The sequence below is a fragment of the Mesorhizobium sp. P2_D6 genome (genome assembly GCF_056404315.1).
This window is the reverse complement of record NZ_JBFUEG010000006.1, coordinates 43893-65959: the sequence shown is the minus strand read 5'-3', so window position 1 is coordinate 65959 and position 22067 is coordinate 43893. Positions and strand designations below refer to the sequence as shown.

Genomic DNA, 22067 nt, shown 5'->3' with positions numbered 1-22067 from the left:
GCGCTGCCTTTGTCAGGCGGAATGGCAGCTACGCCTTCGAGAGGTCATTTCCTGCGAGTTGCCTAAGGCGTAGTCTGCGGCCAAGTCACTCAAGGCGGAATGATCCGATGAGAACGTATCGCGGCGGCTGCCATTGCGGCGCCATCCACCTGACATTCGAAACTGGCATCGAACCATCCGACATGGAGATCCGCGCCTGCCAATGCGCGTTCTGCGTCAGGCATGGCTCGCGCGCTGCCGCTGACCCGCAGGGACGATTGATCGTCTCCGTCGAGGATGAAGCCCGACTGCACCGATACCGGTTCGGATTGCGCACCGCCGACTATCTCATCTGCCGCGACTGCGGCGTCTATGTCGCGGCAGTGACCACCGATGGTGGCAACCCCAGGGCGATCGTCATCGTCAATGCGCTGGACGACCGACTGCGGTTCAGCCGCGAGCCGGTTCCAATGGACTATGATGCCGAGAGCCGCGAGGGCCGCATCGCCCGACGGCAGGCGCGCTGGATGCCGGTGGAGATCAAGGTCAGCGGATGACCGGTTCGCCGTGGAAGCGGCGGCGCGAGGGCGGCGACACACCGAAGCCGACCTCCATCATCAGCCGCGGCGTGCGTGACGGCACGGTGCCCATGTGGAAGCCGAACGGATCCTCGACAAAGCCGAGACCGGCCTCGCCGGTCAGCGTGACCGGGCTATCGTCGCCATAGACCTTGAGCACCTCTTCCGCCGGATGGCCGACCAGCAGCGTCAGCTGGTGCTTGAGGCTGCGCATGTTGTGACTGCCCCTGACGTACACATGCGGGCCAGTGCCGGCATCGCAAGGCTTCAGGTAGAAGAAGAATTTCAGCATCCGCCAGTCGTCGAGATCGAAATGGTATTTGCCGAGGGAGGCAAGGTTCTTGTCGGCATCGGAGGCCTCGCCAGTCGGAAAGCTCCACCAGACGCGCGTGGTGATCAGCTTTGCCTGCCCGCCGAGATAGTGCTGGGCGATGTCGAGCAGAAGCGGATCGTTCTGGATGGCGAGCGCCGCCTTGCAGCCGAGGATGCGCTCGAAATAGTGGCCGCTGAGCAAGGAACGGCCGAAACGCTTCTCTGCCTCGGCATGATCCCCAGGCATGAATTCGAGCCGGCGATCGAAATTGCCGAAGCATGGCGTGCTTTGCGCGAAGCTGGCGATCTCCTCATGGATCGCCTGCGGCAGCACCAGACCAGAGAACAACCCATCGCTGCGCAGCGTTTCGACGATCGAGTTGAGCTCGACGTCCTTGAACATCGTAGCTCCAAAACTCTGCGCCGGGCGCGCGGCTTTGGCGCCCAGCCAGTGCAGCTTGCGCGCCGGCATGGTGCGGGCAAGCATGAACATTGGCAGCCAGGCCGGGTTCTCGCGCATATCCTTGAGATAGGTCGGGATGCGCACAGCGATGCGGCGGAGCAGGCTGCCATTGCGAGCGATGGCTTCCAGGCTGGCGGCGCCGGATTTGTCAGCGGTCGAAAGGTTCATCGGGGTCCTCAGGTATGAACGGCAGCCGACACAGCGTCGGTTGCTCACCGCTCCGGCAATACCCAAACCCAATTGTCCCGCACTGAGGGGAATGCTACCCCCGTGTCATATTTTGTGCAATGCACAACAGACAACGCACCTGCAAAATTCACGCGAGCTAATGAACGGGCAAAGCTTCGGGCGCCCGCGAACGGCCGAGCAAAAGCACCTTACTTCGGCGGCGCCACCCAGATCTCGGCATTGAGCCTCTTCGTCGCCAGGCCACGAGCGATGGCCTCGGCGCTACGGGCGCTTTTAGCCAGGGACGAAGCTTGGCGCTTGCTGATGACCAGCCCTTCGGCCAGCGCCCGGTTTCCCCGGAGCACCCGCGCCAGGAACGGTGCGCGGCTGCCGCGCGAACGGGAAAAGCGCGCCGGCATGGTTTGCCGCGCCGTGTGGGCGACAACGTCATCGATCCAGCCTTCCGAAAGCCGCGCGCCAGGTTCCAGAAACAGCAGCCAGTCGCCTTTCGCCTGCCGGATCCCGGCGGCAATGCCGCCGGCGACGAAATGGCAGCCGGCGTGATCGGCGACACGATGCGTCTGGTCGGTCGAGCCGGTGTCGCACACGATGACATCGCGCACCACGCCCTCGACCGCGCCGCCGATCAGCGAGGCGAGCGTGCGGGCAAGGCCCTCTTCGTCATCTCGGGTTTCGATAAGAACGCTGAGCATATTTAGCCGAATAGCGGAAAGCCTGGCGCAGCGCCAGTTTTGCATTGCACAACAAAAAAGTTCTTGCTTTGTTCTCGTCGGCAAAATAGGATTATTTTCATGAACAGACCGAATCGACAGCCAGCCGACAGTCCCTGGGAGAGGGCGAAAATGGAACATATCGTGCGTGCGGACATTGCAGCCTTCGGGGCAGGAAGAGCCGAAATGGCCAATGCGATGATCGAACAGAGCGGCATGCGCGTCCGTCCGGACCGCAACCGCGGCCGTTCGGCCGGCATCAATCCATCCGGTCGCTTCGAGCCCGTCAGCCGGCATGTGTTCGACGATGGCTGGAATTCGCTGGAGGAACTGCCGCCGTTCAAGACCGAGGTGCAGGTCGAGAAGCCGCGCACCATCATCACCCGCAACGAATCGCCCGACATCTCCTTCGACCGTTCGATCAATCCCTATCGCGGCTGTGAGCATGGCTGCGTCTATTGTTTCGCGCGGCCGACCCATTCCTTCATGGGCCTGTCGCCGGGGCTGGATTTCGAATCGAAGCTGTTTGCCAAGCCGGATGCGGCGCGGCTGCTCGACAAGGAACTGTCGAAGGACGGCTACCAGCCGCGCACCATCGCCATCGGCACCAACACCGATCCCTACCAGCCGATCGAGAAGCAATACCGGATCATGCGCGAGATCCTCGAAGTGCTGGAGGCGCGCGGCCATCCGGTCGGCATCGTCACCAAGTCCGCCTTGGTGACGCGCGACATCGACATATTGTCGCGGATGGCCGAACGCGGGCTTGCCAAGGTGGCGCTGTCGGTGACGACGATGGACCGCATGCTGGCGCGCACCATGGAGCCGCGCGCGTCAACGCCGACCAAGCGGCTGGAGGCGATAAGGCAGCTTTCGGATGCAGGCATTCCGGCCTCGGTCATGGTGGCGCCGATCATCCCCGGCCTGACCGATCAGGAGATGGAGCGCATCCTCGATTCGGCTCGTGCTGCCGGCGCCCGTGAAGCCGGCTATGTCATCTTGCGCCTGCCGCTGGAAGTGGCGCCGATCTTCAAGGACTGGCTGCTGCGCCACTATCCCGACCGCTACCGGCACGTGATGTCGCTGATCCGTTCGATGCGCGACGGCAAGGATTACGATTCGGAGTGGGGCAAGCGCATGAAAGGCGCCGGACCCTATGCCTGGCAGATCGGCCGACGTTTCGAGATTACTGCCAAGCGGCTCGGCCTCAATGCCGAGCGGCGGACGCTCAGGACCGACCAGTTCGTCGCCGCCGCCAATGCGACCGAGCAGCTGATGCTGCTGTGAAGACCATCCCTGCCCCGCCATCGTTGGCTGGGCAGGCGAAGAAATCCCGTCCGGCCTGTCCCCCGGCCTGCAGACGGTGCCCTCCCGGTCTTGCCCCACTCGACCCTGGAGGGACTTGCGGAGAATCGGAGCCGATGCGAACCTCGCCGCAACATGGCTCGCGCGCGTTCCGATTCTCCGCTTCTTTTCGAAATCGTCGAGAAGCCCGACTTCTCCTTCGAGACGAAGGCGATGGCCGAAGGTCTGTGGCCTGTCGCAGGCATGGATGAAGCCGGCCGCGGTCCGCTCGCCGGGCCGGTGGTTGCGGCAGCCGTGATCCTCGATCCCGCCAACATTCCCGACGGCCTCGACGATTCCAAGCGGCTCAACCATTTGCAGCGCGAGGCGCTGTTCCTGAAAATCCTCGGCTCCGCGCTCGGCGTGTCGATGGCCTCGGTGAGCGCCGAAGGCATCGACGGCAGCAACATCCTCAAGGCGAGCCTGGAGGCGATGCGCCGTGCCCTCGCCGGCCTGCCGATACAGGCGAAGCTGGCGCTGGCCGACGGCCGCGACGTACCGCCGGGTCTCATTTGCGAGGGGCGCGCGCTGATCAAGGGCGACCAGCGCTCGCAGTCGATCGCCGCCGCCTCGATCGTCGCCAAGGTGATGCGCGACCGCATGATGTGCGGTTGCGGCAGCCACCACGAGCGCTACGGGTTCGAAGTCCATATGGGTTACGCCACGGTCCGGCATCGGACGGCGATCGAAGCGCATGGGCCGGTGGCAAGGCTGCACCGGGCGTCGTTCGCGCCGTTCAGGCTGGGCGGGGTTGAGGTGGCGGAAGAAGAGGGTTTTGCCGGGTTGGAGTGAGCCGGCGGCGGCACTGCTGATCTCCCCCCTTGTGGGGGTTGAGGAGCGGTCCGCGAAGCGGACGGAAAGCCATTGCTTGGCTTTCCGAGCGACGAACGTCCGGTAGGCCAGAGGGGTCGCCGCGCATGAAGCGCTGACCTTTCTTGGCCGCAGAAAGAGCGTCGCGCCCGGTCGAACCGACCCCCTCTGTCGCCTTCGGCGACATCTCCCCCTCGAGGGGGGAGATTATCCGCGCTCAACAAAAAAGCCGCCAGGTTGCCCGGGCGGCTTCATGCTTGCGGCTTCAAACCCACTCAGTTCAGCTTGGCCTTCACGTCCTGCAGCGCGGACTTGAACAGGTCGGCGCCGGCCTTGGCATCGACCTTGGCCGCAAGCAGCGTGCGGGCTGCCTCGACGGCGATGTCGACGGCGCTGGCGCGCACCTCGGCGACTGCCTCGCGCTCGGCCTGGCCGATCTTTTGCTCGGCAAGCGCGGTGCGCCTGACAACATAGTCCTCGGTCTTCTTGTGCGCTTCGGCGGCAAGCATGTCTGCCTCGCGCTTGGCGGCGGCGACGATTGCCGCGGCCTCCTGCTCGGCTTCCTTGCGCTTCTTCTGGTACTGGCCGAGCAGCTGCTGGGCCTCTTCGCGCAGCTTGCGGGCTTCATCAAGCTCGTTGCTGATCTTGGCGGCACGGGCGTCGAGCGCCTTGGCCATCAGCCCCGGTACCTTGATGTAGACGGCGATGCCGAGGAAAATGATAAGGGCGACGGTGGCCCAGAGCGTCGCGAGCGATGTGGCGTCCATGATGTGCTCCTCAGCGGGCCACGGATTTGACGGCCGCCGCGATCTCGGCCTTGCCGGTCTTGCCGCCGACAAGCGCTTCTACGATGGCCGAAGCGGTGTCCTCGGCGATCGTGCCGACTTCCTTCATGGCGTTGGCCTTGATGGAAGCAATGCTGGCCTCGGCCTCGCCGAGCTTCTTGTCGAGCGCGGCCTCGACCTTCTTGCGGGCAGCTTCGGCTTCGGCCTTGGCCGCGTCGTTGGCCTGCTGGCCGATCGCGTTGGCCTTGGCCTTGGCTTCCGTCAATTCCTGCTCGTAGGCGGCAACGGCGGCGTCAGCCTCGCCCTTCAGCCTGGCGGCCTGGTCGAGGTCCTGGGTGATGCGATCGCTGCGCACGTCGAGGATGCCGCCGAGGCGCGGCATCACCACCTTCTTCAAGAACAGGTAGAACAGCCCAAACGTGATCGCCAGCCACAGAAGCTGCGACGGGAACGTCGCCGGATCGAATGGCGGGAACGTGCCGTGCGCCTCGGCTGGCACGCCGGTGCCGGAATGCGTTTCGCCTTCCGTGCCGGTATGAGCGCCTTCGGCGGCGGGTGCGGACTCTTGCGCAAAGGCAGATGTCACGAACATGGACTATCCCCTGATATCAGGCATGGCCGCAGGGTAGCGGCCGGCCTGTCCAATCTTCTCGAGTGCTCAGCCGAACAGGGCGAGAAGCGCGATGAGAAGCGAGAAAATGCCCAGAGCTTCGGTCACGGCGAAGCCGAAAATCAGGCGGCCGAACTGGCCATCGGCGGCCGACGGATTGCGCAGGGCGCCCGCCAGGTAGCTGCCGAAGATGTTGCCGAGGCCAATGCCCGCGCCGCCCATGCCCAGGCAAGCGATACCGGCGCCGATGTACTTTGCTGCTTCTGCGTCCATTTTTAAAACTCCTTTGGATCTGTAATTCGTTGCAATTCCATCCGGCGACCGATGCCGGAAACTCTCGATTAGTGCCCGGGATGCAGGGCGTCGTTCAGATACATGCAGGTCAGCACGGCAAAGACGTAGGCCTGCAGGAAGGCGACCAGCAATTCAAGGGCCGTCAGCGCGACCGCCATGGCCAGCGGCAGCACCGAACCAGCGACGCCGACGGCGCCCAGCGCGCTGAGGCTGACGACAAAGCCCGAAAACACCTTCAGCGTGATGTGACCGGCGAGCATGTTGGCGAACAGACGCACCGAAAGGCTGACCGGGCGCGAGACGAAGGAAATCACTTCGATCAGCACCACCAGCGGCAGCAGGAAGACCGGAACGCCATGCGGCACGAACAGCTTGAGGAAGCCCAGGCCGTGTTTCGTGAAGCCGTAGACAACGACGGTTCCGATCACAAGGGCGGCGAGACCGAAGGTGACGATGATGTGGCTGGTGACGGTGAAGAAGTAGGGGAAAAGGCCAAGCAGATTGGCGACAAGGACAAACATGAACAGCGAGAACACGAAGGGGAAGAACTTCATCCCTTGCGTTCCGGCGGCGTCGCGCAGCATGTTGGAAACAAACTCGTAGCCCATTTCCGAGACCGACTGCAGGCGCCCGGGAATAAGGCTGCGGCTCGAGGTAGAGAGGTAAAGAAACGCCGATGCGACGAGCACGGTCGCAACCATGAACAGGGACGAATTGGTGAAGGACAGGTCATAGCCGCCGATGTTGATCGGAATCAGCTTGACGATATGGAACTGGTGGATCGGATCGACCTTGTCAGCAGCCATTTGCATCCCCGTCAAAGCCGCGAACGGCCTCAGTGTCCTTATGCGCCGTTGACGGCGCCAGTTCATTCTTTCGGATCGCGCGACTTCTCGCTTTTTCCGAATTCCGCCACAACACCTGCCGAACGCAGGACATTGAGCACGCCGGCGCCAAAGCCCAGCAGCAAGCCGACGACCAGACCCCATGGCGAGGTTCCCGCCACACGATCCAGAAACCAGCCAAGGCCCACACCCACCACTATCCCGGCGATAAACTCGCTGGACAGCTTGAGCGCCTGGCCATATCCGGCCGTCGCCTTCGCGCCGTCATTCCCCTCTAGCCGATCCGGCCGTCTTGTCGCAAGCGATGCTCCAAGCTCACGCCGGCGGCGCTCAAGGTCTTCATCGCGGATGTCAGGTTCGTGCTTGCCGCCGCGGCCGGTTTCTCCGGTTCCGTGTGGCCCATTCTTGTCGGCCATCGAACCCCCCTGCCCGGTCAGACCGTTACCGTCCGTCCGCTTCTAAAGTCGCCGGCAACATAGTTAGAGGGTCCGCGCCCGTCAAGCCACGGGCGGGACTTCAAAGTCATGTATTTTTTCTAATGAAATCAATCTCTTGCCGAGGTGCGACATCGTGCCCGGCACTATGGGGTCGGCACATGCCCCGAATCCCTCCGGCGACCGGCGTCCGATTTCGGCGCCCGGGGGCTTTTGCGGCTCGTAACAGACGGCAGCCCAGAGGGCTCAGCTCCAGCCGCCGCCATAGGTGCGGTAGAAGATATGCAGGCCGATCTTGGTCATCTTCTGCATCGTGCGGGCCCAACCCGGATGGACATAGTTGGCGTAGTAATGGGTCGATGAGCCGACTTCCGGAATGAAGATCTTGCCGGCGGTGACCGCCATGGCGACATCCTGCGCCACCTTGTAGTTGGCGGGGCTCTCGATGCGCTTCTTGCGGCCGTCGCAGGCGAAGGAGAACTGGCAGCGGTTCAGCCAGTTGTCGTTCTGGTAGACGACGCCGCAGATCGAGTTCGGATAGGCCGGATTGCGGACGCGGTTGAGGATGACCTGCGCGACGGCGGCCTGGCCGCGCACGGATTCGCCGCGCGCCTCGAAATAGATGCCGTTGGCAAGGCAGGCCTGCTCCTTCTTGGAGAAGACGCTGGCCGGCAGCGGGTTCTGGATCCACGAGTGATCGCCCTTGGCCATCGGCGGAATGAAGCGCCCGCTGTTCGGCTCCTCGTCCTGCAGCAACGCCTCGAAGGGCGAGGCCTTGGCATAGTCGGGTTCGGCCTGGGCATAGGCGGTGGCCAGCACGTCCGGCTTGTCATTGTTGACGAGGGCGGCAAGCATGGCCGGCACGCCGGGATCGGGCTTCTTGTCCACATTGGTATGGAAGGCCTGGGCGATCTGGATTTCCTTGCCCTTGATGCCGGGCTTGGCGAAGGCCAGCTTCAGGCCGCTGTCCATGCTCGGCCGCAGCAGCGAAGAGGTGCGCTGGAAGATCGAGCCGGCATTGAAGTTCTTCGGCGGCGCAACCGGCGAGACCTGGATGATGCGGCCTTTCTTGTCGGCGCGCATGATGCGGTCCTCGTCGGGCGTGACGCCTGCGACATTGCCCTTGCCGCGAAACGAGACCTTGCCAACGCCGGGCAGGCGCACGCCCGAGCCCGAAAGCGAACCGGTGGTGACGGAATCGATGAAAGGCATCTCAGCGGCATGGACCGAACCGGCGACGGAGCGCTCGACATAGGAATTCCAGCGGGTGCCCGACGCTTCGAGGCCGGAAATCAGGCTGCCCATGTCCTGGTAGGCGACGACGGTCGGAAAGCCGATCCAGATGCCGAGCCCGATGACCAGTGGCGATACGAAGGAACGTTTTTTCTCACCGGCGGCGGCAGCCAGCCGCTTCAAGACACGTCGATGCACGGGGAACTCTCCAGAAACGCCACTGAGCCACTGGAGAGCCAAAATGAAGCATTAACCTTGATGCGGGGTTAACGTTAACGATGGTGTTTTTTCAAACTGCTCCGGAATGGAACGCCGTTCGCGGGTCCGTCAAATTGGTCAGTTGGGCCGCAGCAAGATCGGCCAGGCGATGAGTGCGCAGAGCGCCCCGACCAGCCAGACGCCTGGCCACGACCAGACGAGCAGCAATGCCGGAATGGCCATCGGCACCACGAAGAAGGCGATGAAGACGAAGCTGTTGGCAAGGCCGAGCGCGGTTCCGGCGCGGCTGGCGCCGGCCAGCGTGGCGAGCTCGGTGTAGGCGACGCCATGCCAGGCCGAGACCGAGATGCCGGCAACGACCAGCAGCACCGCGATCGCCGGCATCAGCGCGGCGTGCGCGCCCGGCGTGGCTCCTGCCGCCAGGACCAGCAGGCCGAGAGCCGCAAAGCCAAGCGCGCTCGTCACGCTGCAGAGGCGCAGGAACCAGCGGCGGTTGCCATGGCGGTCGGTGAAGCGGCCGCTCCAGACGCGCATGATCATGGCGCCGGTCTGCACCGCGGCAAGGCTGGCGCTGATCGTCAGCGTGCCCATGCCGGCGAAATCGTGCAGGAAGACGGAGGCGAAGGTCAGCACCGCCACCTGCGGAAAGCAAAGCAGGCCGATGGCGGTGGCGATGCGCCAGACCTCGACATTGCGCAGCGGCGCCGGGCCGGCCGGCCTTGTCGTCGCAATGCCTCCGGCATTGTCGATCTCCGGGTCGGTTTCGGGCGGTTGATGCAGCCAGCGCCAGGCAAACAGCGCCGAGACAGCGTTCACGGCGGCCAGCAGCCCGAAGACTGCCGCGAAGCCATGCGCCGATGCCAGCGACGGCAGGACCAGTGCGCCGAGCCCCCCGCCGAGCGGCACCGCCGTCTGCCTGATGCTCATCGCAAAACCACGCTCGCCCTCATGGAACCAGGCCATGATGGCGCGGCCGCTGGAACCGTTGACGCTGCCGCCGAGCAGGCCGGTGGCCAAAAGGCATGCGGCCAGCATGGCAACGCCAGGCACATAGGTCGCCGACGGCACGATGAAAAACGCCATCAGCGCAAGCCAGGACGCCGTCGCGCCGAGACCGGTCAACAGCACGCCGCGATCGCCCCAGCGGTCGGTGAGCAGGCCCCAGGGCAGTTCGCTCAAGGCCACCCCCAGGCCGAGGAGGCCGAGGACGAGGCCGAGATTGCCGTTGGAGAGCTGATAGCCCGAGCGCAGAAACACCGCCGCCGCCGGTATGCCGGCGAAGGTGGCGGAGAAACTGGCATTGGCGGCAACGCCGATGCCGAGCACCTTCCAGCGATGATTGGCGCGAAATCGTTCGGCCTTGGAAATGGCGGTGGCGGCGGCGGCTCGACCAACCCGGCGTTGCTCACAATTTGCGTCGGCAATCGACATGGCGGAACTCCTGTAATGGCCCTTCCGGACCCTTGACGCCTTGTCTCTACCGCCATAACTTCATCCCGAATATCGGGAAGTTTTTGACTATTATTCCCGGAAATCAGGATTGTTTCCATGCGGCGCGTAACCTTCGACCTTGATGTCCTCAGAAGCTTCGTCACTGGCATGGAACTCGGCAGCTTCGCCAAGGCCGCCGACCGGCTCGGACGCTCGACCTCGGCGGTCAGCGCGCAACTGAAGAAGCTGGAGGAGCAGGCGGCGACGCCGATCTTCCGCAAGTCAGGCCGCGGCCTGGCGCTGACCGAAGCCGGCGAGACCATGCTTGGCTACGCCAGACGGCTGCTCGAGTTGAATGACGAGGCGGCCTCGGCCATCCACGACGTCGAACTGGAAGGCTGGGTCAGGCTTGGCCTGCAGGAGGATTTCGGCGAGGCGGTGTTGCCGGAGGTGCTCGGGCGCTTCGCCCGCGCGCACCCCAAGGTCAAAATCGAGGCCAGGATTGGGCGCAGCTACGAACTTGCCGAGAGGATCACATCAGGCAATCTCGACATTGCGCTGGCCTGGGACAGCGGCCAGGCGCTGCCCTACAGCCGACATGTCGGCGATGCGCAGCTGCGCTGGATCGGCCCGGCCAAGCTGATCGAGACCAGCCTGCGCGAAGGTGAAGCGCTGCCGCTGGTGGCGCTCGAAGCGCCCTGCCTGTTGCGCACGGTGACGACGGAAACGCTGGACCGCGCCGGTCTGCCGTGGCGGATGGCCTTCTCCAGCCCCAGCCTTGGCGGCATATGGGCGGCGGTCGCCGCCGGGCTCGGCCTGACGATCCGCACCGATATCGGCCTGCCGGCCAATGTCAGGGCGATGGCACCGCAGCTGCTCGGTTTGCCCGCACTGCCGACCATGGCGCTGGTGCTGCACCAGAAGGACGCCGAACTGGATCCGGTTGCGGCGCGGCTGGCCGACATATTGTTGCAGGCGGCGATAGAGGCGCTGCCGGAGGGTGCGAGGATGGATGAGAGGCTGAGGGCGGTTGCTTAGACGCGATGATCATCCGGCGTCGAGTTCCCGCACACCCCCCTCTGTCCTGCCGGACATCTCCCCCGAAAGGGGGGAGATTGCATGGCGCGAGTGCTCTCGCGAATCTTCAATCCCGCAAGAAAGGCGCCGTTAGAACGAACTGCTGATCTCCCTCCTTGCGGGGGAGATGGCCGGCAGGCCAGAGGGGGGTGCTGTCCCGCAAACATTGCAGAGGATTCCCAGAAGCGAAGGCGTGCCCAAAGGCCGGCTGCCTCACTTGCGCTTGTTCGCTCTCCCCGCGAACGGATTGTCCGAAGTCCGCAGCGCTATACGGATCGGCACGCCCGGCATGTCGAAGGCCTCGCGCAGGCTGTTGGAGAGATAGCGGACGTAGGATTGCGGCATCGCGTCGGGCCGCGAGCACTGGACGACAAAACCCGGCGGCCGCGTCTTGGCTTGCGTGACATATTTGACCTTGAGCCGGCGGCCCGCAACGGCGGGCGGCGGATGATGCGCCAGTATGCTTTCCAGCCAGCGGTTGAGCTTGCCGGTGGAAACGCGGCTGTTCCACACCTTGTGCGTCTTGATGACGGCATCCATCAGCTTGTCGAGGCCGCGGCCGGTCTCGGCCGAAACCGTCACCGCCTGGATGCCGCGCACCTGCGGCAAGAGCCGCCCGGTTTTCTCGCGCAGTTCGGCCAGCAACTCCTGCGGATTGTCGATCAGGTCCCATTTGTTGAAGGCGATGACCGGCGCCCTGCCCTCGCGGATGATCAGGTCGGCGATCTGCAGGTCCTGCTTCTCGAAGGGGATGGTGGCGTCGAGCACGATGATGACGATCTCGGCGAAGCGGATGGCGCGCAGGCCGTCCTGCACCGACATCACTTCCAGCTTTTCGTGGATCCTGGCCTTGCGGCGCATGCCGGCAGTGTCGAACAGCTTTAGCCGGCGGCCATGCCAGTCCCAGTCGACGGAGATGGAATCGCGGGTGATGCCGGCTTCCGGGCCGGTCAGCAGCCGCTCCTCGCCGATCAGCGCGTTGATCAGCGTCGACTTGCCGGCATTGGGGCGGCCGACGACGGCGATGCGCATCGGCTTGGTGTCGTCATAGGCGGGTTCGGCGTCCGGATCGGTGATGTCCTCGCCGATCAGCACCTCGCTGGCGGCGACCTCTTCCTCGGCGTCGTTCTCTTCCTCGTCGAAAGCGCGCTTCTCGCCAAGGGCATCGATGACAGCGTCGCGGAGGTCGGGCATGCCCTGGCCATGCTCGGCCGAGACCGGGATCGGCTCGCCGAGGCCAAGTTCCCAAGCCTCCAGCATGCCACCCTGGGCGCCCTTGGCCTCGGCCTTGTTGGCGACCAGCACGACCGGCTTGCCGGACCTGCGCACGATCTCGGCAAAGGTGCGGTCGTCGGGCAACAGGCCGGACTTGGCGTCGATGGTGAAGAAAATCAGGTCGGCTTCGCGGATGGCGACCTCGGTCTGCGCCCGCATGCGACCGGGCAGTGTCGAGGCGGCCGCGTCCTCGAAACCGGCGGTGTCGATGACGTCGAAATGCAGGTCATAGAGTTTGGCCGCGTGGACGCGACGGTCGCGGGTGACGCCCGGCGTATCGTCGACAAGCGCCAGCTTCCTTCCCACCAGCCGGTTGAAAAGCGTCGATTTGCCGACATTGGGACGGCCGATAATGGCGACTTTGAAGCTCATCCGGCCCTACAATCCGTCATCCATCGCCCAAAACCGCAGCGCATTTTGGGCGACGCGTATCATGACGCGCCCGAGCCGCGGATCAGTTCCGACATCAGCGTCGCCCGCTGGCGCGCATTGCGCGGGGCGCCGTCATCGGCGGCGATCTGGTCGAACAGTTTCAGCGCATCCTGGGTCTTGCCTTCCTTCCAGGCGGCAAGGCCGAGCGCTTCGCGCGCCGTGTGGCGCAGCGTGTTGTTGTCGGCGGTCAGCGCCTCGACGCGGCTGGAGACGTCGGCGAAGGATCCGTGATCGACCAGCAGCAGGGCTGCCCGCAGGCGCGCCATGTCGCGAATGCCCTGGGGAATGGCGGTGTCGGCGGCGACGCCATCGAAATCCGCAACGGCGGCGGCAAAGTCGCCCTTGTCGGCCTTGACGGTTGCCGCGCGCATGCGGGCGAGCAGCGGATAGGCGCCGTAGCCATCCTTTTCCAGCTGCTGAAGGGCTGCCAGCGCATCGTCGCTCTTGCCGTCATTGGCAAGCTTCAGCGCCTGCGAAAAGGCATCGCCGGAGCGGTTGGCGCGGCTCTCGTCCCAATAGCGGTAGCCGACGAAGGCAGCCGTGCCGAGCACCACCAGGATGGCAAGGCCGAGGATCGCCGGACCGAAACGGTCCCACAGCGCCTGCGCCTGCTCGCGACGGATCTCGTCGTTGACTTCGCGGATAAAACTGTCGTCGGACATCAATCAAAACCATTGCTGCCCCGGAAGGGGCGCTTCTTGAGCCCGCGTTTTAGCGAAATTTTGTCGGCATGGAAGGGGTTGGGCAGGAAAATCGGCTAATCGCCTGGCAGGCGGCTGGAGCCTGTTCCATCCCGACGGGGTCGGGATGGGGCTCCACTTCCTTTTTGAGCATGATCTTTTCCGAAAACCGGTCTCCACTTTTCGGGATCATGCTCCGGGCACCGACCGTACCCACGCCACATTTTGCCGATAGCCGGCTTTGACTGCCTCCGGATCAAGCCCAGATTGCCGATGCCTCTTCTGTCCCGCGTTGTTGCGTTTTCCACAGCCATGCTTGCCACGGCGGGCGCAGTTTTCGCCGACCCGCCGGCCGCGCCCGTCCCGGCCAAGCCGAAGCAAGTGGTCATCATCTCGTTCGACAGCGCCCGCGAGATTTCGCAATGGCAGCGCAGCCGGGCGCTGGCGAAACGCACCGGCGCGCATTTCACCTACTTTCTGTCCTGCGTCTTTCTCTTGTCGCAGCAGACGCGCGCCGAATACACGCCGCCCGGAAAGTCCGCGGGCAAATCCAACATCGGCTTTGCCGTCTCGAAGCAGGAGGTCGCGGACCGCCTCGACCAGATTGGCCTCGCGGCCGCGGAGGGTCATGACATCGCCAGCCATGGCTGCGGCCATTTCGACGGCAAGGACTGGAGCAAGGCCGACTGGCTGAAGGAATTCGCGTCGTTCGAGCGCATTCTGGAGAACGCCTATTCGATCAACGGCATCACGTCCGAACCCAAGGGCTGGCACGATGTTGCCCATGCCGTGGTCGGCTTTCGCGCGCCGTACCTCTCGACCAGCAAAGGGCTCTATCAGGCCCTGCCTGAAGCCGGCTACCACTATGACGCCAGTGGCGTTTCGAAAGGTCCGGTCGAGCCACCGACCGGTGGCGGCCTGACCCGCTTTTCATTGCCGCAGATTCCGGAAGGCCCGAGCGGCAGGCCGGTGATCGCCATGGACTACAATCTCTATGTCCGGCATTCCGGCGGCTTCGAGCGACCGAGCCAGGCGGTCGAGTTCAGCGAGCGGACCTACCAGGCCTTCCGCGCTGCGTTCGACAAGCAATACCAGGGCAGGCGCATTCCGCTGGTGCTCAGCTTCCACTTCACGCTGATGAATGACGGCGCCTACTGGAACGCGCTGGAACGCTTTGCCGGCGAGACCTGCGTCAAAGCCGATGTCGAGTGCATCAGTTTTCGCGATTATGTGCAGAGGCAGGGTGGCGTCGAAAGACAAGCGTCGGTGGGCGGCTGAGCCGCCCACCGGTTCGATCTCCAAACCTCGGTCTTTAGGCCGGATCTTCGGCGCTCTGCCGCTCCAGGTAACGCTGATCGATGGGCGGCAACGGCTCCCCTTGCAGTGTCGCTTCGAACGCGCGCAAGCGTTTGTGAACCGACTGAAGTTCAACGATCGTCGACCAGGAGGTGAGCAGAAACTGCAGAGACCCGGTAACCTTGCCGAAGGCGTTCGAGATCTGGTTCAGCGCGCCAAAGGTGATCTTGTGCGCAACCAGTGACGGCCCCAGGATCAGCAGTGAGAAAATGTTGTCGGCCTGCAGGTAGGTGTAACGGACAACGTTGAAATAGATGTAGTGGAAATAAAGCCTGAAATAGTTGTGACGAACATTCGCGAACAGCTCGGCAGTGGTGGCTGGCTGGGCTCTGTCCGCATGGTCCTCGCCATAGACCAGTTCCTTGCGGTAAGCAGCTTCAACGCGCTGGTTACGGAATTGTAGTCCCGGAAGCTTCAGACCGGCGACCATGACCGAGATCGTTCCGAACAGACACCAGGCCAGTGCTGCGACCACCAATGGCTGAGGGATCGCACCGACAATCGGCAACTCACTGATGTGGGACTGCAATTGGATCATCACCGGCAGGAATGCAATCAAGGTCATGATCGACTGGACGAAGGTAGCGCCGAGATCCTCCATGATCTGCGAGAAGCGCATCGTGTCTTCCTGGATACGCTGCGAGGCGCCTTCGATATGGCGAAGTCTGCCCCAGTTCTCGACGAAATAACTGTTCATCGCCGTGCGCCAGCGGAAGATCCAGTGGCTGACGATGAAGGCGTTGACCACCTGCACATTCATGCCAACCAGCGCGAGCCATGAAAAGTCGGCCAATCCTATGTAGAATTCGCCATTGGTCGACTTTCCCGTCCCCGACATCAACCCTTGCACATAATCAAAGAAGGGGCCGTACCAGGCGTTGACGGCGACGCTGACCTGCACATTGAAATAGATGAAGAACAGGATGACCGACGTCATCAGGATCGACCAGCGCTGCCATGGATGCGGCGAATACCAGCTCCAGAACGCGTAGAACACGAGCACGCAGAACGCGAAATAGAGATAGAACCAAAGGAATGGCTTCGACACGAGGATGGCGATGCCGATGATGGGCGGCGCGTCGGCGGCTGCCGGCGGCAGGCCGAAGACCGCGCCCAACTGCTCACCTCCAAAGAACCAGAACAGAATTGCCGCAAGGCTCCAGATGGCGACCGAAGAGAAGAACAACTTCGGCTGCGGGAAGAAGGATACGAACACTGTGGTGAAATCCTCGGTCGATGCGCAAATCAGCGGGGTTCAGCGGGCATAAAGTCACACATTAGGTGGAAAGCAAATGCCCGTGCCCGATGCCCGGCATCGAGCAAGACTACAATCATGGCGATTTTGGCGCAGCCGACCAGGTTATCCCAGCAGATACCAGCAATACGGCAGCAGCTACGATCGAGGCGAGGAAGAAGTTGCCCGAGGCCTGCGCCAGCAGGCCAGCGACGATCGGGCCGACGATCTGGCCGATGCCGAAGGACGCAGTCATCAGCGCGAAGATGCGGCGCGGCGCCTGTGGCACGAGCAGCCTTGCCGTCTGCAGGCCGAGCGCGGTGATGGCGATGAAGGTGCCGCCGAGCAGGACGCCTGCCAGCAGCGGCCCGACGGTGCCGCCCATGGCGACGCTGGCGGTGACGCCGACCACTTCGACCAGGCAGCCCACGGCATAGGCTGCGTAGAGCCCGATCCGTGCCGGTATCTTCTGCCAGAGCCAGACCGAGGGAAAGCCGGCAAGGCCGGTGACCATCCAGACCGTAGCCTCGAAGACGCGGCCGCCGCCACCCTGGCGGACGATGGCGACGAGGAAGGTTGCCGTAACCACATAGCCGAAGCCGAACAGGCCATAGGCGATGATGACCTTCACCAGCGACCGGTCCTTGGGCAGCGCCGGTTCGCGGCCGGCCACGCCATTGACGGGCGCGGTGCCGCCAGCGAGCCAGGCGACGAGCGCCAAGCCGCCAGCCGAAATCGCGCCCGACCACAGCCAGCCCGCCGGCCAGCCGGCATGTTCGGTGACCAGGATCGCCATCAGCGCCGAGGACGCCGCGATGCCGAGGCCGACGCCGCCGAAATGCAGCGCCTGCAGATCGCTTCTATTGGCGGCAGCCAGATGACCGAAGACGATGCTGGCCATGAACACCATGACGAAGGCGCTGGCGAGACCGGCGAGGAAACGGATGACGATGAAGGCGGTCATCGTCTCGGTCAGCCCCATCAGGGCGGCGAGCGCAGCACTTGCGGCAAGGCCGCCAAACATCAGCAGGCGCTCGCGCCCATGCGCCCAGCCACCGGCTGCCGCAAGCGCGCCGATGAGGTAGCCGAGATAGTTGGCCGACGCGATCCAGCCGGCATCGGCCGGCGACAGATGGAGTTCCTCCATCATGCCGGGCAGGATCGACGTGTAGACGAAGCGGCCGACGCCCATGGCGACGGCCATGGCAATCATGCCGGCGAGAGCAAGGCGAAGGGGTGACGGCGCGGCATTCATTGCGGTGCACAATAAGGGTGCCCGGTGGGGAGACAATGCGCTTGAATTGGGCCAGGGCAGAGCTTTGGTGAAACGCCCGGTTGCACAGATTGGCGCGAAAACTTCTGCGTCAGCGCCGCCCCTCATCCGCCTGCCGGCACCTTCTCCCCGTAGAACGGGGAGAAGGTGGCTAATCGTGCGCCTCGGCGCCCTTTCCGGCAGCGCTGGTGGTTGGCGAAACCTTCAGCGCACGCTTTTTCTCCCCGTCACTATACGGGGAGAAATGCCCGGCAGGGCAATGAGGGGCGGCGCCGATGTCAACGGTATCGTCTCTTTCTCTACCGCGTCCGCGATTTTCAGCTGCAGCCTGCTTGCGCCGTCTCATAAGCGGTGCGGCGTGCCGTTAAGCGGAACGGAATGTCGCCGAGTTCGCGCGCCGACATGGTGTCGAGCACCGGATGAGACAGCGGATCGGTCGCCCAATTGACGGCATCGCCATTTTGGCGCGGGGCTCGCCGCGCGCCCACGGCCGCAAAGATCTTGAGCAATGATACGATCGTCACCATCCTCGCCTCCTCGGTCTGACTGTCCCGCTAAAATCTGCCTTGTCGGGCTGTCTTTCAATTGAGATTTCAGCCGTAGCGGTTTAGAAAAACTGAAATGGCTATGCTGAACCGCGTCCATCTCAACGGCTTGCGCGCCGTCGAAACCGTTGCCCGCCTCGGCTCGCTCGCGGCGGCTGCCGGCGAACTCAACGTCTCTGTCAGCGCCGTCAGCCAGCAGATCAACCGCACCGAAAAGCAGCTCGGACAGGCGCTGTTCGAACGAACCGCAAGCGGTCTGGTGCTGACCGAATTCGGCAGGGTGTTTTCCGCCAGGCTGGGCGCCGGTTTTCGCGAACTTGCGCAGGCGGTGGCGCTTGCCGACGAGGCAAACCAGTGCACGCTGGTGGTTTCGGTAGCGCCGGCCTTCGCCTCGAAATGGCTGCTGCCCAGGCTGTCGCGGCATTTCGATCGGCATCCCAACGTGCTGCTGCGCATCGACGCCTCGGCTCAGCTGGCTGATCTTGACCATTCCGACGTCGACATCGCCATCCGGATGGGTGATGGCACCTGGCCGGCCGGAAGGGCCGAACTTCTGCTGGCGCAGGAAGTGTTCCCGGTGTGCGCGCCGTCGATCGCCAGCAGGCTCCACGCGATCGAGGATCTGGCGAAGACCTGCGCCATCACCGACGAGCGGACGATGATCAACTGGGAGAGCTGGTTTGAAGCTGCCGGCGCCGAACCGGTCACCTTCCGCAAGGGCGCGCGTTTTACCGACCCGATGCTGTGCCTGGAATCGGCGATCGCCGGGCATGGCGTGATGCTTGCGTGGCAGTTGCTGGCCGCTGACGCATTGGCCGATGGCCGGCTGGTCGCGCCTTTCGGCGTTCGCGTGGACAGCGGGCTCGGCTACTGGATGGTGACCTCGACCAGCAAGGCCGAAAGCCGCAAGGTGCGGGATTTCAAGGTCTGGATCCGCGACGAGATCGCGCAGACCATGGCGCAGTTCAGTGCGCTGGAGAGTGCTGCCTAGACTCTGGCCCAGCGCAATGGCGGTGGAAAGGATGCCGGCCCCGGTCTATGTAAAGTCAGATCAAACAGCACGGCAGGCAGGATCATGACCACACATTCGCGCGGCGTTTCCGCAACGATCGACCCGGTGAAGCTCGACAGGCTGGCCGAAGTCGCCATCAAGGTCGGGCTGCAGTTGCAGCCGGGGCAGGACCTGGTGCTGACCTCGTCGATTGCGGCCCTGCCGCTGACCCGGCGCATCGTCGAGCACGCCTACAAGGCCGGCGCCGGTCTGGTGACGCCGATCTTCAACGACGACGAGATCACGCTTGCGCGCTTCCGCTACGGGGCGGATGCCGGCTTCGACCGCGCCGCCGGCTGGATGTATGAGGGCATGGCGAAAGCCTTTTCCAACAATGCGGCTCGGCTAGCCGTGCGCGGCGAAGACCCGTCGCTTCTGTCGGCGCAGGACCCAGCCAAAGTGGCGCGCGCCAACAAGGCGAACTCGATGGCCTACCAGCCGGCGCTGGAGAAGATCACCGGCTTCGACATCAACTGGAACATCGTCGCCTACCCCGATCTCGCCTGGGCCAAGCAGGTCTTCCCCGGCGATGCCGACGATGTCGCCGTGGTCAAGCTCGCCGATGCCATCTTTTCGGCATCGCGGGTCGACGTAGAAGATCCGATCGCAAACTGGACGGCGCACAATGCAGCGCTGCGCGGCCGCACCGAATGGCTGAACGGCCACAATTTCCATGCGCTGCATTTCACCGGGCCGGGCACCGACCTCACCGTCGGGCTGGCGGACGGCCATGAATGGATGGGCGGCGCCTCGACGGCCAAGAACGGCATCACCTGCAATCCCAACATCCCGACCGAGGAAGTCTTCACCACGCCGCATGCACGGCGCGTCTCCGGACATGTCTCCTCGACCAAGCCGCTGTCCTACCAGGGCACGCTGATCGACGAGATTTCGGTACGCTTCGAGGACGGCAGGATCGTCGAGGCCAAGGCGTCGAAGGGCGAGGACGTGTTGAAGAAGGTGCTCGACACCGACGAGGGTTCGCGCCGGCTCGGCGAAGTGGCGCTGGTGCCGCATTCCTCGCCGATCTCGGCCAGCGGGCTGTTGTTCTTCAACACGCTGTTCGACGAGAACGCCGCCTGCCACATCGCGCTCGGGCAGTGCTACTCGAAATGCTTCGTCAACGGCGCCTCGCTCAGCCAGGACGAGATCGCCCAGCGCGGCGGCAACAAGAGCTTCATCCACATCGACTGGATGATCGGCTCGGACAAGATCGACATCGACGGCGTCCACAAGGATGGCCGCAATGTGCCGGTGATGCGCAAGGGCGAATGGGCCTGAGCTTGCGGAGGGTCGGATGGGCTTCGCCCTGACGGTCAAGCGCATCTACGAGCCACCCGCGCCCGACGACGGGCAGCGTGTGCTGGTCGACCGCATCTGGCCACGTGGTATCAGCAAGGCGGATGCCGCGCTGACGCTGTGGCTGAAGGACATCGCGCCGAGCGACGAATTGCGCAAATGGTTCGGGCATGAGCCGGCTCGGTGGGCGGAGTTTCGGAAGCGGTATGCGGTCGAGCTGGACGGGAACGGTGAGGCGACGGCGCAACTCCGTGGCCTGCGACGCTGCTCTACGGCGCGCATGATGAAGCGCACAACAATGCGGTGGCGCTGGCGGGGTATTTGCACGGGACAGGCTGAGCCGATCGGAATTCAGAAGCCGGCGGGACAGCGCCCCCCTCTGTCCTGCCGGACATCTCCCCCACATGGGGGGAGATCAGACGTCACGCGAGCTTTCGCCAATCACCAGCGTTGCAGGATAAGCGAGGCGCCAATACCGCCAATCTCCCCCCTCGTGGGGGAGATGTCCGGCAGGACAGAGGGGGGCGCGAAGGATCGCGGCGGTGAAGATCTACTTCCCCACTTCCGCCTCATAAACATCGGCCTTGAACCCAACCAAAATCCGATCTCCCAATTCCAGCACCGGACGCTTGATCATGGTCGGCTTGGCCAGCATCAGCTTCTTGGCCTTCTTCTCGTCGAGGCCGGCCTTGTCCTTGTCCGGGAGCTCGCGAAACGTCGTGCTGCCCTTGTTGAGCAGCTTTTCCCAGCCGACCTTGCCGATCCAGCCGTCCAGCTTGCCCGCGTCGATCCCCTCGGCCCGGTAGTCGTGAAAACGGTAGGGCACGTCGTGGCCCTCCAGCCAGGTGCGCGCCTTCCTGATCGTGTCGCAGGTGGTGATGCCGTACATGGTGATGGTCAAAACGCGCTCCCCTTGGGCTGACAGTCGAATCCGCCAACAGCCTAAAACCGCCCTTCCCGCTTTGCCAGCATCCCGACCGCTACCAGCGCATTTGCCTGGCGGCCAGGCAGTGTCCCGGCCGCCATTCTTAAATCACGCAAGCGAACCGGGAGCCGGCGGCATTCCGGCCCTCAGTAGTAGAAGCGCTCTTCGGTGATCTTGCCGTTCTTGACCGTGTACAGGCCAACTTCATCCATCGTGGCCCGCTCGCCGGTAGCCTTGGGCGTTATGTCAAACTTGAAGCGCAGCGCGAACTGATCGCCATTGACATAGGGGCCATCGATCGAGCCGCCATGGACCTCATGGTTCGCTTCCCACCATTCGCCCTTCTGCTTAACGGCTTCCTTGCCGTTGCAGACAGCCATCGGCCCTTCCATCGCCTCATAGCTGACGATGTCGTCGGCATTGTATTTCGCGGCAGCGTTGTGGCTGTCGCCCTGCTTGAGGAGTTCGGTGAAATCCTTGGCAAGTTCCGCAGTGGTCATGATGTTCCTCCTGTTCAGACGCATCCCAAGTAGGGGGCCGCACGCCGGCCTGCCACCGTTAGGACGCTCGGTAGCTGACAACTGGTGTCAGGACGATTGATATAGCGCGGCTATGTGACGAGTTGAGGCGAGCTTGTCATGTCCGCAATCAGGGACATCCATCGGCCAAACATGAAACCAAGGT

The 22067-nt window shown here is 63.8% G+C and carries 23 protein-coding genes and 1 pseudogene; 8 read left to right on the top strand and 16 right to left on the bottom strand.

The window, feature by feature from the left end; translation table 11 throughout:
* Positions 1-107: 107 nt before the first annotated feature.
* On the top strand, positions 108-536 hold the full coding sequence (locus AC1D1L_RS14640; RefSeq protein ID WP_477342295.1) for a GFA family protein: 429 nt from the start codon (positions 108-110) through the stop codon (positions 534-536).
* On the opposite strand, the gene AC1D1L_RS14635 is transcribed toward AC1D1L_RS14640, so the two are convergent.
* Both AC1D1L_RS14635 and AC1D1L_RS14630 read right to left on the bottom strand, forming a co-directional pair.
* Positions 526-1500 carry a hypothetical protein gene (locus AC1D1L_RS14635; RefSeq protein ID WP_477342293.1) on the bottom strand — a complete coding sequence of 325 codons (975 nt, stop codon included), beginning with the start codon at positions 1498-1500 and terminating at the stop codon, positions 526-528. The two genes, AC1D1L_RS14640 and AC1D1L_RS14635, sit on opposite strands and share 11 nt — an antisense overlap.
* Before the next feature lie 209 nt (positions 1501-1709).
* Positions 1710-2213, bottom strand: coding sequence for a glycosyltransferase (locus AC1D1L_RS14630; protein ID WP_352584516.1), 504 nt, complete (start codon positions 2211-2213; stop codon positions 1710-1712).
* A gap of 150 nt (positions 2214-2363) precedes the next feature.
* Here AC1D1L_RS14630 and AC1D1L_RS14625 point away from each other — a divergent pair, with 150 nt between their 5' ends.
* Both AC1D1L_RS14625 and AC1D1L_RS14620 read left to right on the top strand, forming a co-directional pair.
* Positions 2364-3518: a PA0069 family radical SAM protein gene (locus AC1D1L_RS14625; RefSeq protein ID WP_112567023.1), complete on the top strand. Its 1155-nt coding sequence runs from the start codon at positions 2364-2366 to the stop codon at positions 3516-3518.
* Positions 3519-3671: 153 nt separating this feature from the next.
* Positions 3672-4367: a ribonuclease HII gene (locus AC1D1L_RS14620; RefSeq protein ID WP_477342291.1), complete on the top strand. Its 696-nt coding sequence runs from the start codon at positions 3672-3674 to the stop codon at positions 4365-4367.
* A 293-nt stretch (positions 4368-4660) separates the two neighbouring features.
* Here the strand turns inward: AC1D1L_RS14620 and AC1D1L_RS14615 are convergent, their stop codons facing one another.
* The 7 genes from AC1D1L_RS14615 to AC1D1L_RS14585 form a co-directional block, all read right to left on the bottom strand.
* Positions 4661-5152: a F0F1 ATP synthase subunit B gene (locus AC1D1L_RS14615; RefSeq protein ID WP_477342289.1), complete on the bottom strand. Its 492-nt coding sequence runs from the start codon at positions 5150-5152 to the stop codon at positions 4661-4663.
* A 10-nt stretch (positions 5153-5162) separates the two neighbouring features.
* The gene (locus tag AC1D1L_RS14610; RefSeq protein ID WP_477342287.1) at positions 5163-5762 is read right to left on the bottom strand and encodes a F0F1 ATP synthase subunit B; all 600 of its coding nucleotides are present in this window, start codon (positions 5760-5762) and stop codon (positions 5163-5165) included.
* A 66-nt stretch (positions 5763-5828) separates the two neighbouring features.
* Positions 5829-6053 carry a F0F1 ATP synthase subunit C gene (locus AC1D1L_RS14605; protein WP_006206606.1) on the bottom strand — a complete coding sequence of 75 codons (225 nt, stop codon included), beginning with the start codon at positions 6051-6053 and terminating at the stop codon, positions 5829-5831.
* Positions 6054-6121: 68 nt separating this feature from the next.
* Positions 6122-6880: a F0F1 ATP synthase subunit A gene (locus AC1D1L_RS14600; protein ID WP_112567034.1), complete on the bottom strand. Its 759-nt coding sequence runs from the start codon at positions 6878-6880 to the stop codon at positions 6122-6124.
* Between the two features lie 62 nt (positions 6881-6942).
* Positions 6943-7335 (bottom strand): AtpZ/AtpI family protein, encoded by a 393-nt coding sequence (locus AC1D1L_RS14595; RefSeq protein ID WP_477342285.1) that lies wholly within the window; start codon positions 7333-7335, stop codon positions 6943-6945.
* 264 nt (positions 7336-7599) lie between these two features.
* Positions 7600-8784: a cell wall hydrolase gene (locus AC1D1L_RS14590; RefSeq protein ID WP_352584505.1), complete on the bottom strand. Its 1185-nt coding sequence runs from the start codon at positions 8782-8784 to the stop codon at positions 7600-7602.
* A gap of 138 nt (positions 8785-8922) precedes the next feature.
* A complete protein-coding gene (locus AC1D1L_RS14585; protein ID WP_477342283.1) occupies positions 8923-10236 on the bottom strand; it encodes an MFS transporter in 1314 nt (437 codons plus the stop codon).
* Positions 10237-10353: 117 nt separating this feature from the next.
* Between AC1D1L_RS14585 and AC1D1L_RS14580 the strand changes: the two genes are divergently transcribed.
* Positions 10354-11274, top strand: a complete 921-nt coding sequence (locus AC1D1L_RS14580; RefSeq protein WP_477342281.1) for a LysR substrate-binding domain-containing protein — start codon at positions 10354-10356, stop codon at positions 11272-11274.
* A gap of 252 nt (positions 11275-11526) precedes the next feature.
* On the opposite strand, the gene der is transcribed toward AC1D1L_RS14580, so the two are convergent.
* Both der and AC1D1L_RS14570 read right to left on the bottom strand, forming a co-directional pair.
* Entirely contained in the window at positions 11527-12960 is a 1434-nt protein-coding gene (der, locus tag AC1D1L_RS14575) for a ribosome biogenesis GTPase Der (protein ID WP_477342279.1), read from the bottom strand.
* A gap of 59 nt (positions 12961-13019) precedes the next feature.
* The gene (locus tag AC1D1L_RS14570) at positions 13020-13682 is read right to left on the bottom strand and encodes a tetratricopeptide repeat protein (RefSeq protein ID WP_436258820.1); all 663 of its coding nucleotides are present in this window, start codon (positions 13680-13682) and stop codon (positions 13020-13022) included.
* A 291-nt stretch (positions 13683-13973) separates the two neighbouring features.
* Between AC1D1L_RS14570 and AC1D1L_RS14565 the strand changes: the two genes are divergently transcribed.
* Entirely contained in the window at positions 13974-14978 is a 1005-nt protein-coding gene (locus AC1D1L_RS14565; protein ID WP_477342276.1) for a polysaccharide deacetylase family protein, read from the top strand.
* Positions 14979-15012: 34 nt separating this feature from the next.
* Here the strand turns inward: AC1D1L_RS14565 and sbmA are convergent, their stop codons facing one another.
* From sbmA to AC1D1L_RS14550, 3 genes are all read right to left on the bottom strand, one after another.
* A complete protein-coding gene (gene sbmA / locus AC1D1L_RS14560; protein WP_477342274.1) occupies positions 15013-16272 on the bottom strand; it encodes a peptide antibiotic transporter SbmA in 1260 nt (419 codons plus the stop codon).
* Positions 16273-16387: 115 nt separating this feature from the next.
* Positions 16388-17545, bottom strand: a complete 1158-nt coding sequence (locus tag AC1D1L_RS14555; RefSeq protein WP_477342272.1) for a YbfB/YjiJ family MFS transporter — start codon at positions 17543-17545, stop codon at positions 16388-16390.
* A gap of 335 nt (positions 17546-17880) precedes the next feature.
* Positions 17881-18090: a hypothetical protein gene (locus AC1D1L_RS14550; RefSeq protein ID WP_477342270.1), complete on the bottom strand. Its 210-nt coding sequence runs from the start codon at positions 18088-18090 to the stop codon at positions 17881-17883.
* 94 nt (positions 18091-18184) lie between these two features.
* Between AC1D1L_RS14550 and AC1D1L_RS14545 the strand changes: the two genes are divergently transcribed.
* From AC1D1L_RS14545 to AC1D1L_RS14535, 3 genes and pseudogenes are all read left to right on the top strand, one after another.
* Positions 18185-19099 (top strand): LysR substrate-binding domain-containing protein, encoded by a 915-nt coding sequence (locus AC1D1L_RS14545; RefSeq protein WP_477342268.1) that lies wholly within the window; start codon positions 18185-18187, stop codon positions 19097-19099.
* 84 nt (positions 19100-19183) lie between these two features.
* Entirely contained in the window at positions 19184-20440 is a 1257-nt protein-coding gene (locus AC1D1L_RS14540; RefSeq protein WP_477342266.1) for an aminopeptidase, read from the top strand.
* Positions 20441-20456: 16 nt separating this feature from the next.
* Positions 20457-20797 (top strand): annotated as a pseudogene (locus AC1D1L_RS14535) (DUF488 domain-containing protein).
* A gap of 211 nt (positions 20798-21008) precedes the next feature.
* On the opposite strand, the gene AC1D1L_RS14530 reads toward AC1D1L_RS14535, so the two are convergent.
* Positions 21009-21359: an ArsC family reductase gene (locus AC1D1L_RS14530; protein ID WP_477342264.1), complete on the bottom strand. Its 351-nt coding sequence runs from the start codon at positions 21357-21359 to the stop codon at positions 21009-21011.
* Positions 21360-21529: 170 nt separating this feature from the next.
* Positions 21530-21883 (bottom strand): SnoaL-like domain-containing protein, encoded by a 354-nt coding sequence (locus AC1D1L_RS14525; RefSeq protein WP_477342262.1) that lies wholly within the window; start codon positions 21881-21883, stop codon positions 21530-21532.
* Positions 21884-22067: the final 184 nt, after the last annotated feature.

Coding starts and splice junctions, on each gene's coding strand:
- AC1D1L_RS14640 (WP_477342295.1), top strand. CDS start 108: ATGAGAACGTATCGCGGCGGCTGCCATTGCGGCGCCATCCACCTGACA.
- AC1D1L_RS14635 (WP_477342293.1), bottom strand. CDS start 1,500: ATGAACCTTTCGACCGCTGACAAATCCGGCGCCGCCAGCCTGGAAGCC.
- AC1D1L_RS14630 (WP_352584516.1), bottom strand. CDS start 2,213: ATGCTCAGCGTTCTTATCGAAACCCGAGATGACGAAGAGGGCCTTGCC.
- AC1D1L_RS14625 (WP_112567023.1), top strand. CDS start 2,364: ATGGAACATATCGTGCGTGCGGACATTGCAGCCTTCGGGGCAGGAAGA.
- AC1D1L_RS14620 (WP_477342291.1), top strand. CDS start 3,672: ATGGCTCGCGCGCGTTCCGATTCTCCGCTTCTTTTCGAAATCGTCGAG.
- AC1D1L_RS14615 (WP_477342289.1), bottom strand. CDS start 5,152: ATGGACGCCACATCGCTCGCGACGCTCTGGGCCACCGTCGCCCTTATC.
- AC1D1L_RS14610 (WP_477342287.1), bottom strand. CDS start 5,762: ATGTTCGTGACATCTGCCTTTGCGCAAGAGTCCGCACCCGCCGCCGAA.
- AC1D1L_RS14605 (WP_006206606.1), bottom strand. CDS start 6,053: ATGGACGCAGAAGCAGCAAAGTACATCGGCGCCGGTATCGCTTGCCTG.
- AC1D1L_RS14600 (WP_112567034.1), bottom strand. CDS start 6,880: ATGGCTGCTGACAAGGTCGATCCGATCCACCAGTTCCATATCGTCAAG.
- AC1D1L_RS14595 (WP_477342285.1), bottom strand. CDS start 7,335: ATGGCCGACAAGAATGGGCCACACGGAACCGGAGAAACCGGCCGCGGC.
- AC1D1L_RS14585 (WP_477342283.1), bottom strand. CDS start 10,236: ATGTCGATTGCCGACGCAAATTGTGAGCAACGCCGGGTTGGTCGAGCC.
- AC1D1L_RS14580 (WP_477342281.1), top strand. CDS start 10,354: ATGCGGCGCGTAACCTTCGACCTTGATGTCCTCAGAAGCTTCGTCACT.
- der (WP_477342279.1), bottom strand. CDS start 12,960: ATGAGCTTCAAAGTCGCCATTATCGGCCGTCCCAATGTCGGCAAATCG.
- AC1D1L_RS14570 (WP_436258820.1), bottom strand. CDS start 13,682: ATGTCCGACGACAGTTTTATCCGCGAAGTCAACGACGAGATCCGTCGC.
- AC1D1L_RS14565 (WP_477342276.1), top strand. CDS start 13,974: ATGCCTCTTCTGTCCCGCGTTGTTGCGTTTTCCACAGCCATGCTTGCC.
- AC1D1L_RS14555 (WP_477342272.1), bottom strand. CDS start 17,545: ATGAATGCCGCGCCGTCACCCCTTCGCCTTGCTCTCGCCGGCATGATT.
- AC1D1L_RS14550 (WP_477342270.1), bottom strand. CDS start 18,090: ATGGTGACGATCGTATCATTGCTCAAGATCTTTGCGGCCGTGGGCGCG.
- AC1D1L_RS14545 (WP_477342268.1), top strand. CDS start 18,185: ATGGCTATGCTGAACCGCGTCCATCTCAACGGCTTGCGCGCCGTCGAA.
- AC1D1L_RS14540 (WP_477342266.1), top strand. CDS start 19,184: ATGACCACACATTCGCGCGGCGTTTCCGCAACGATCGACCCGGTGAAG.
- AC1D1L_RS14525 (WP_477342262.1), bottom strand. CDS start 21,883: ATGACCACTGCGGAACTTGCCAAGGATTTCACCGAACTCCTCAAGCAG.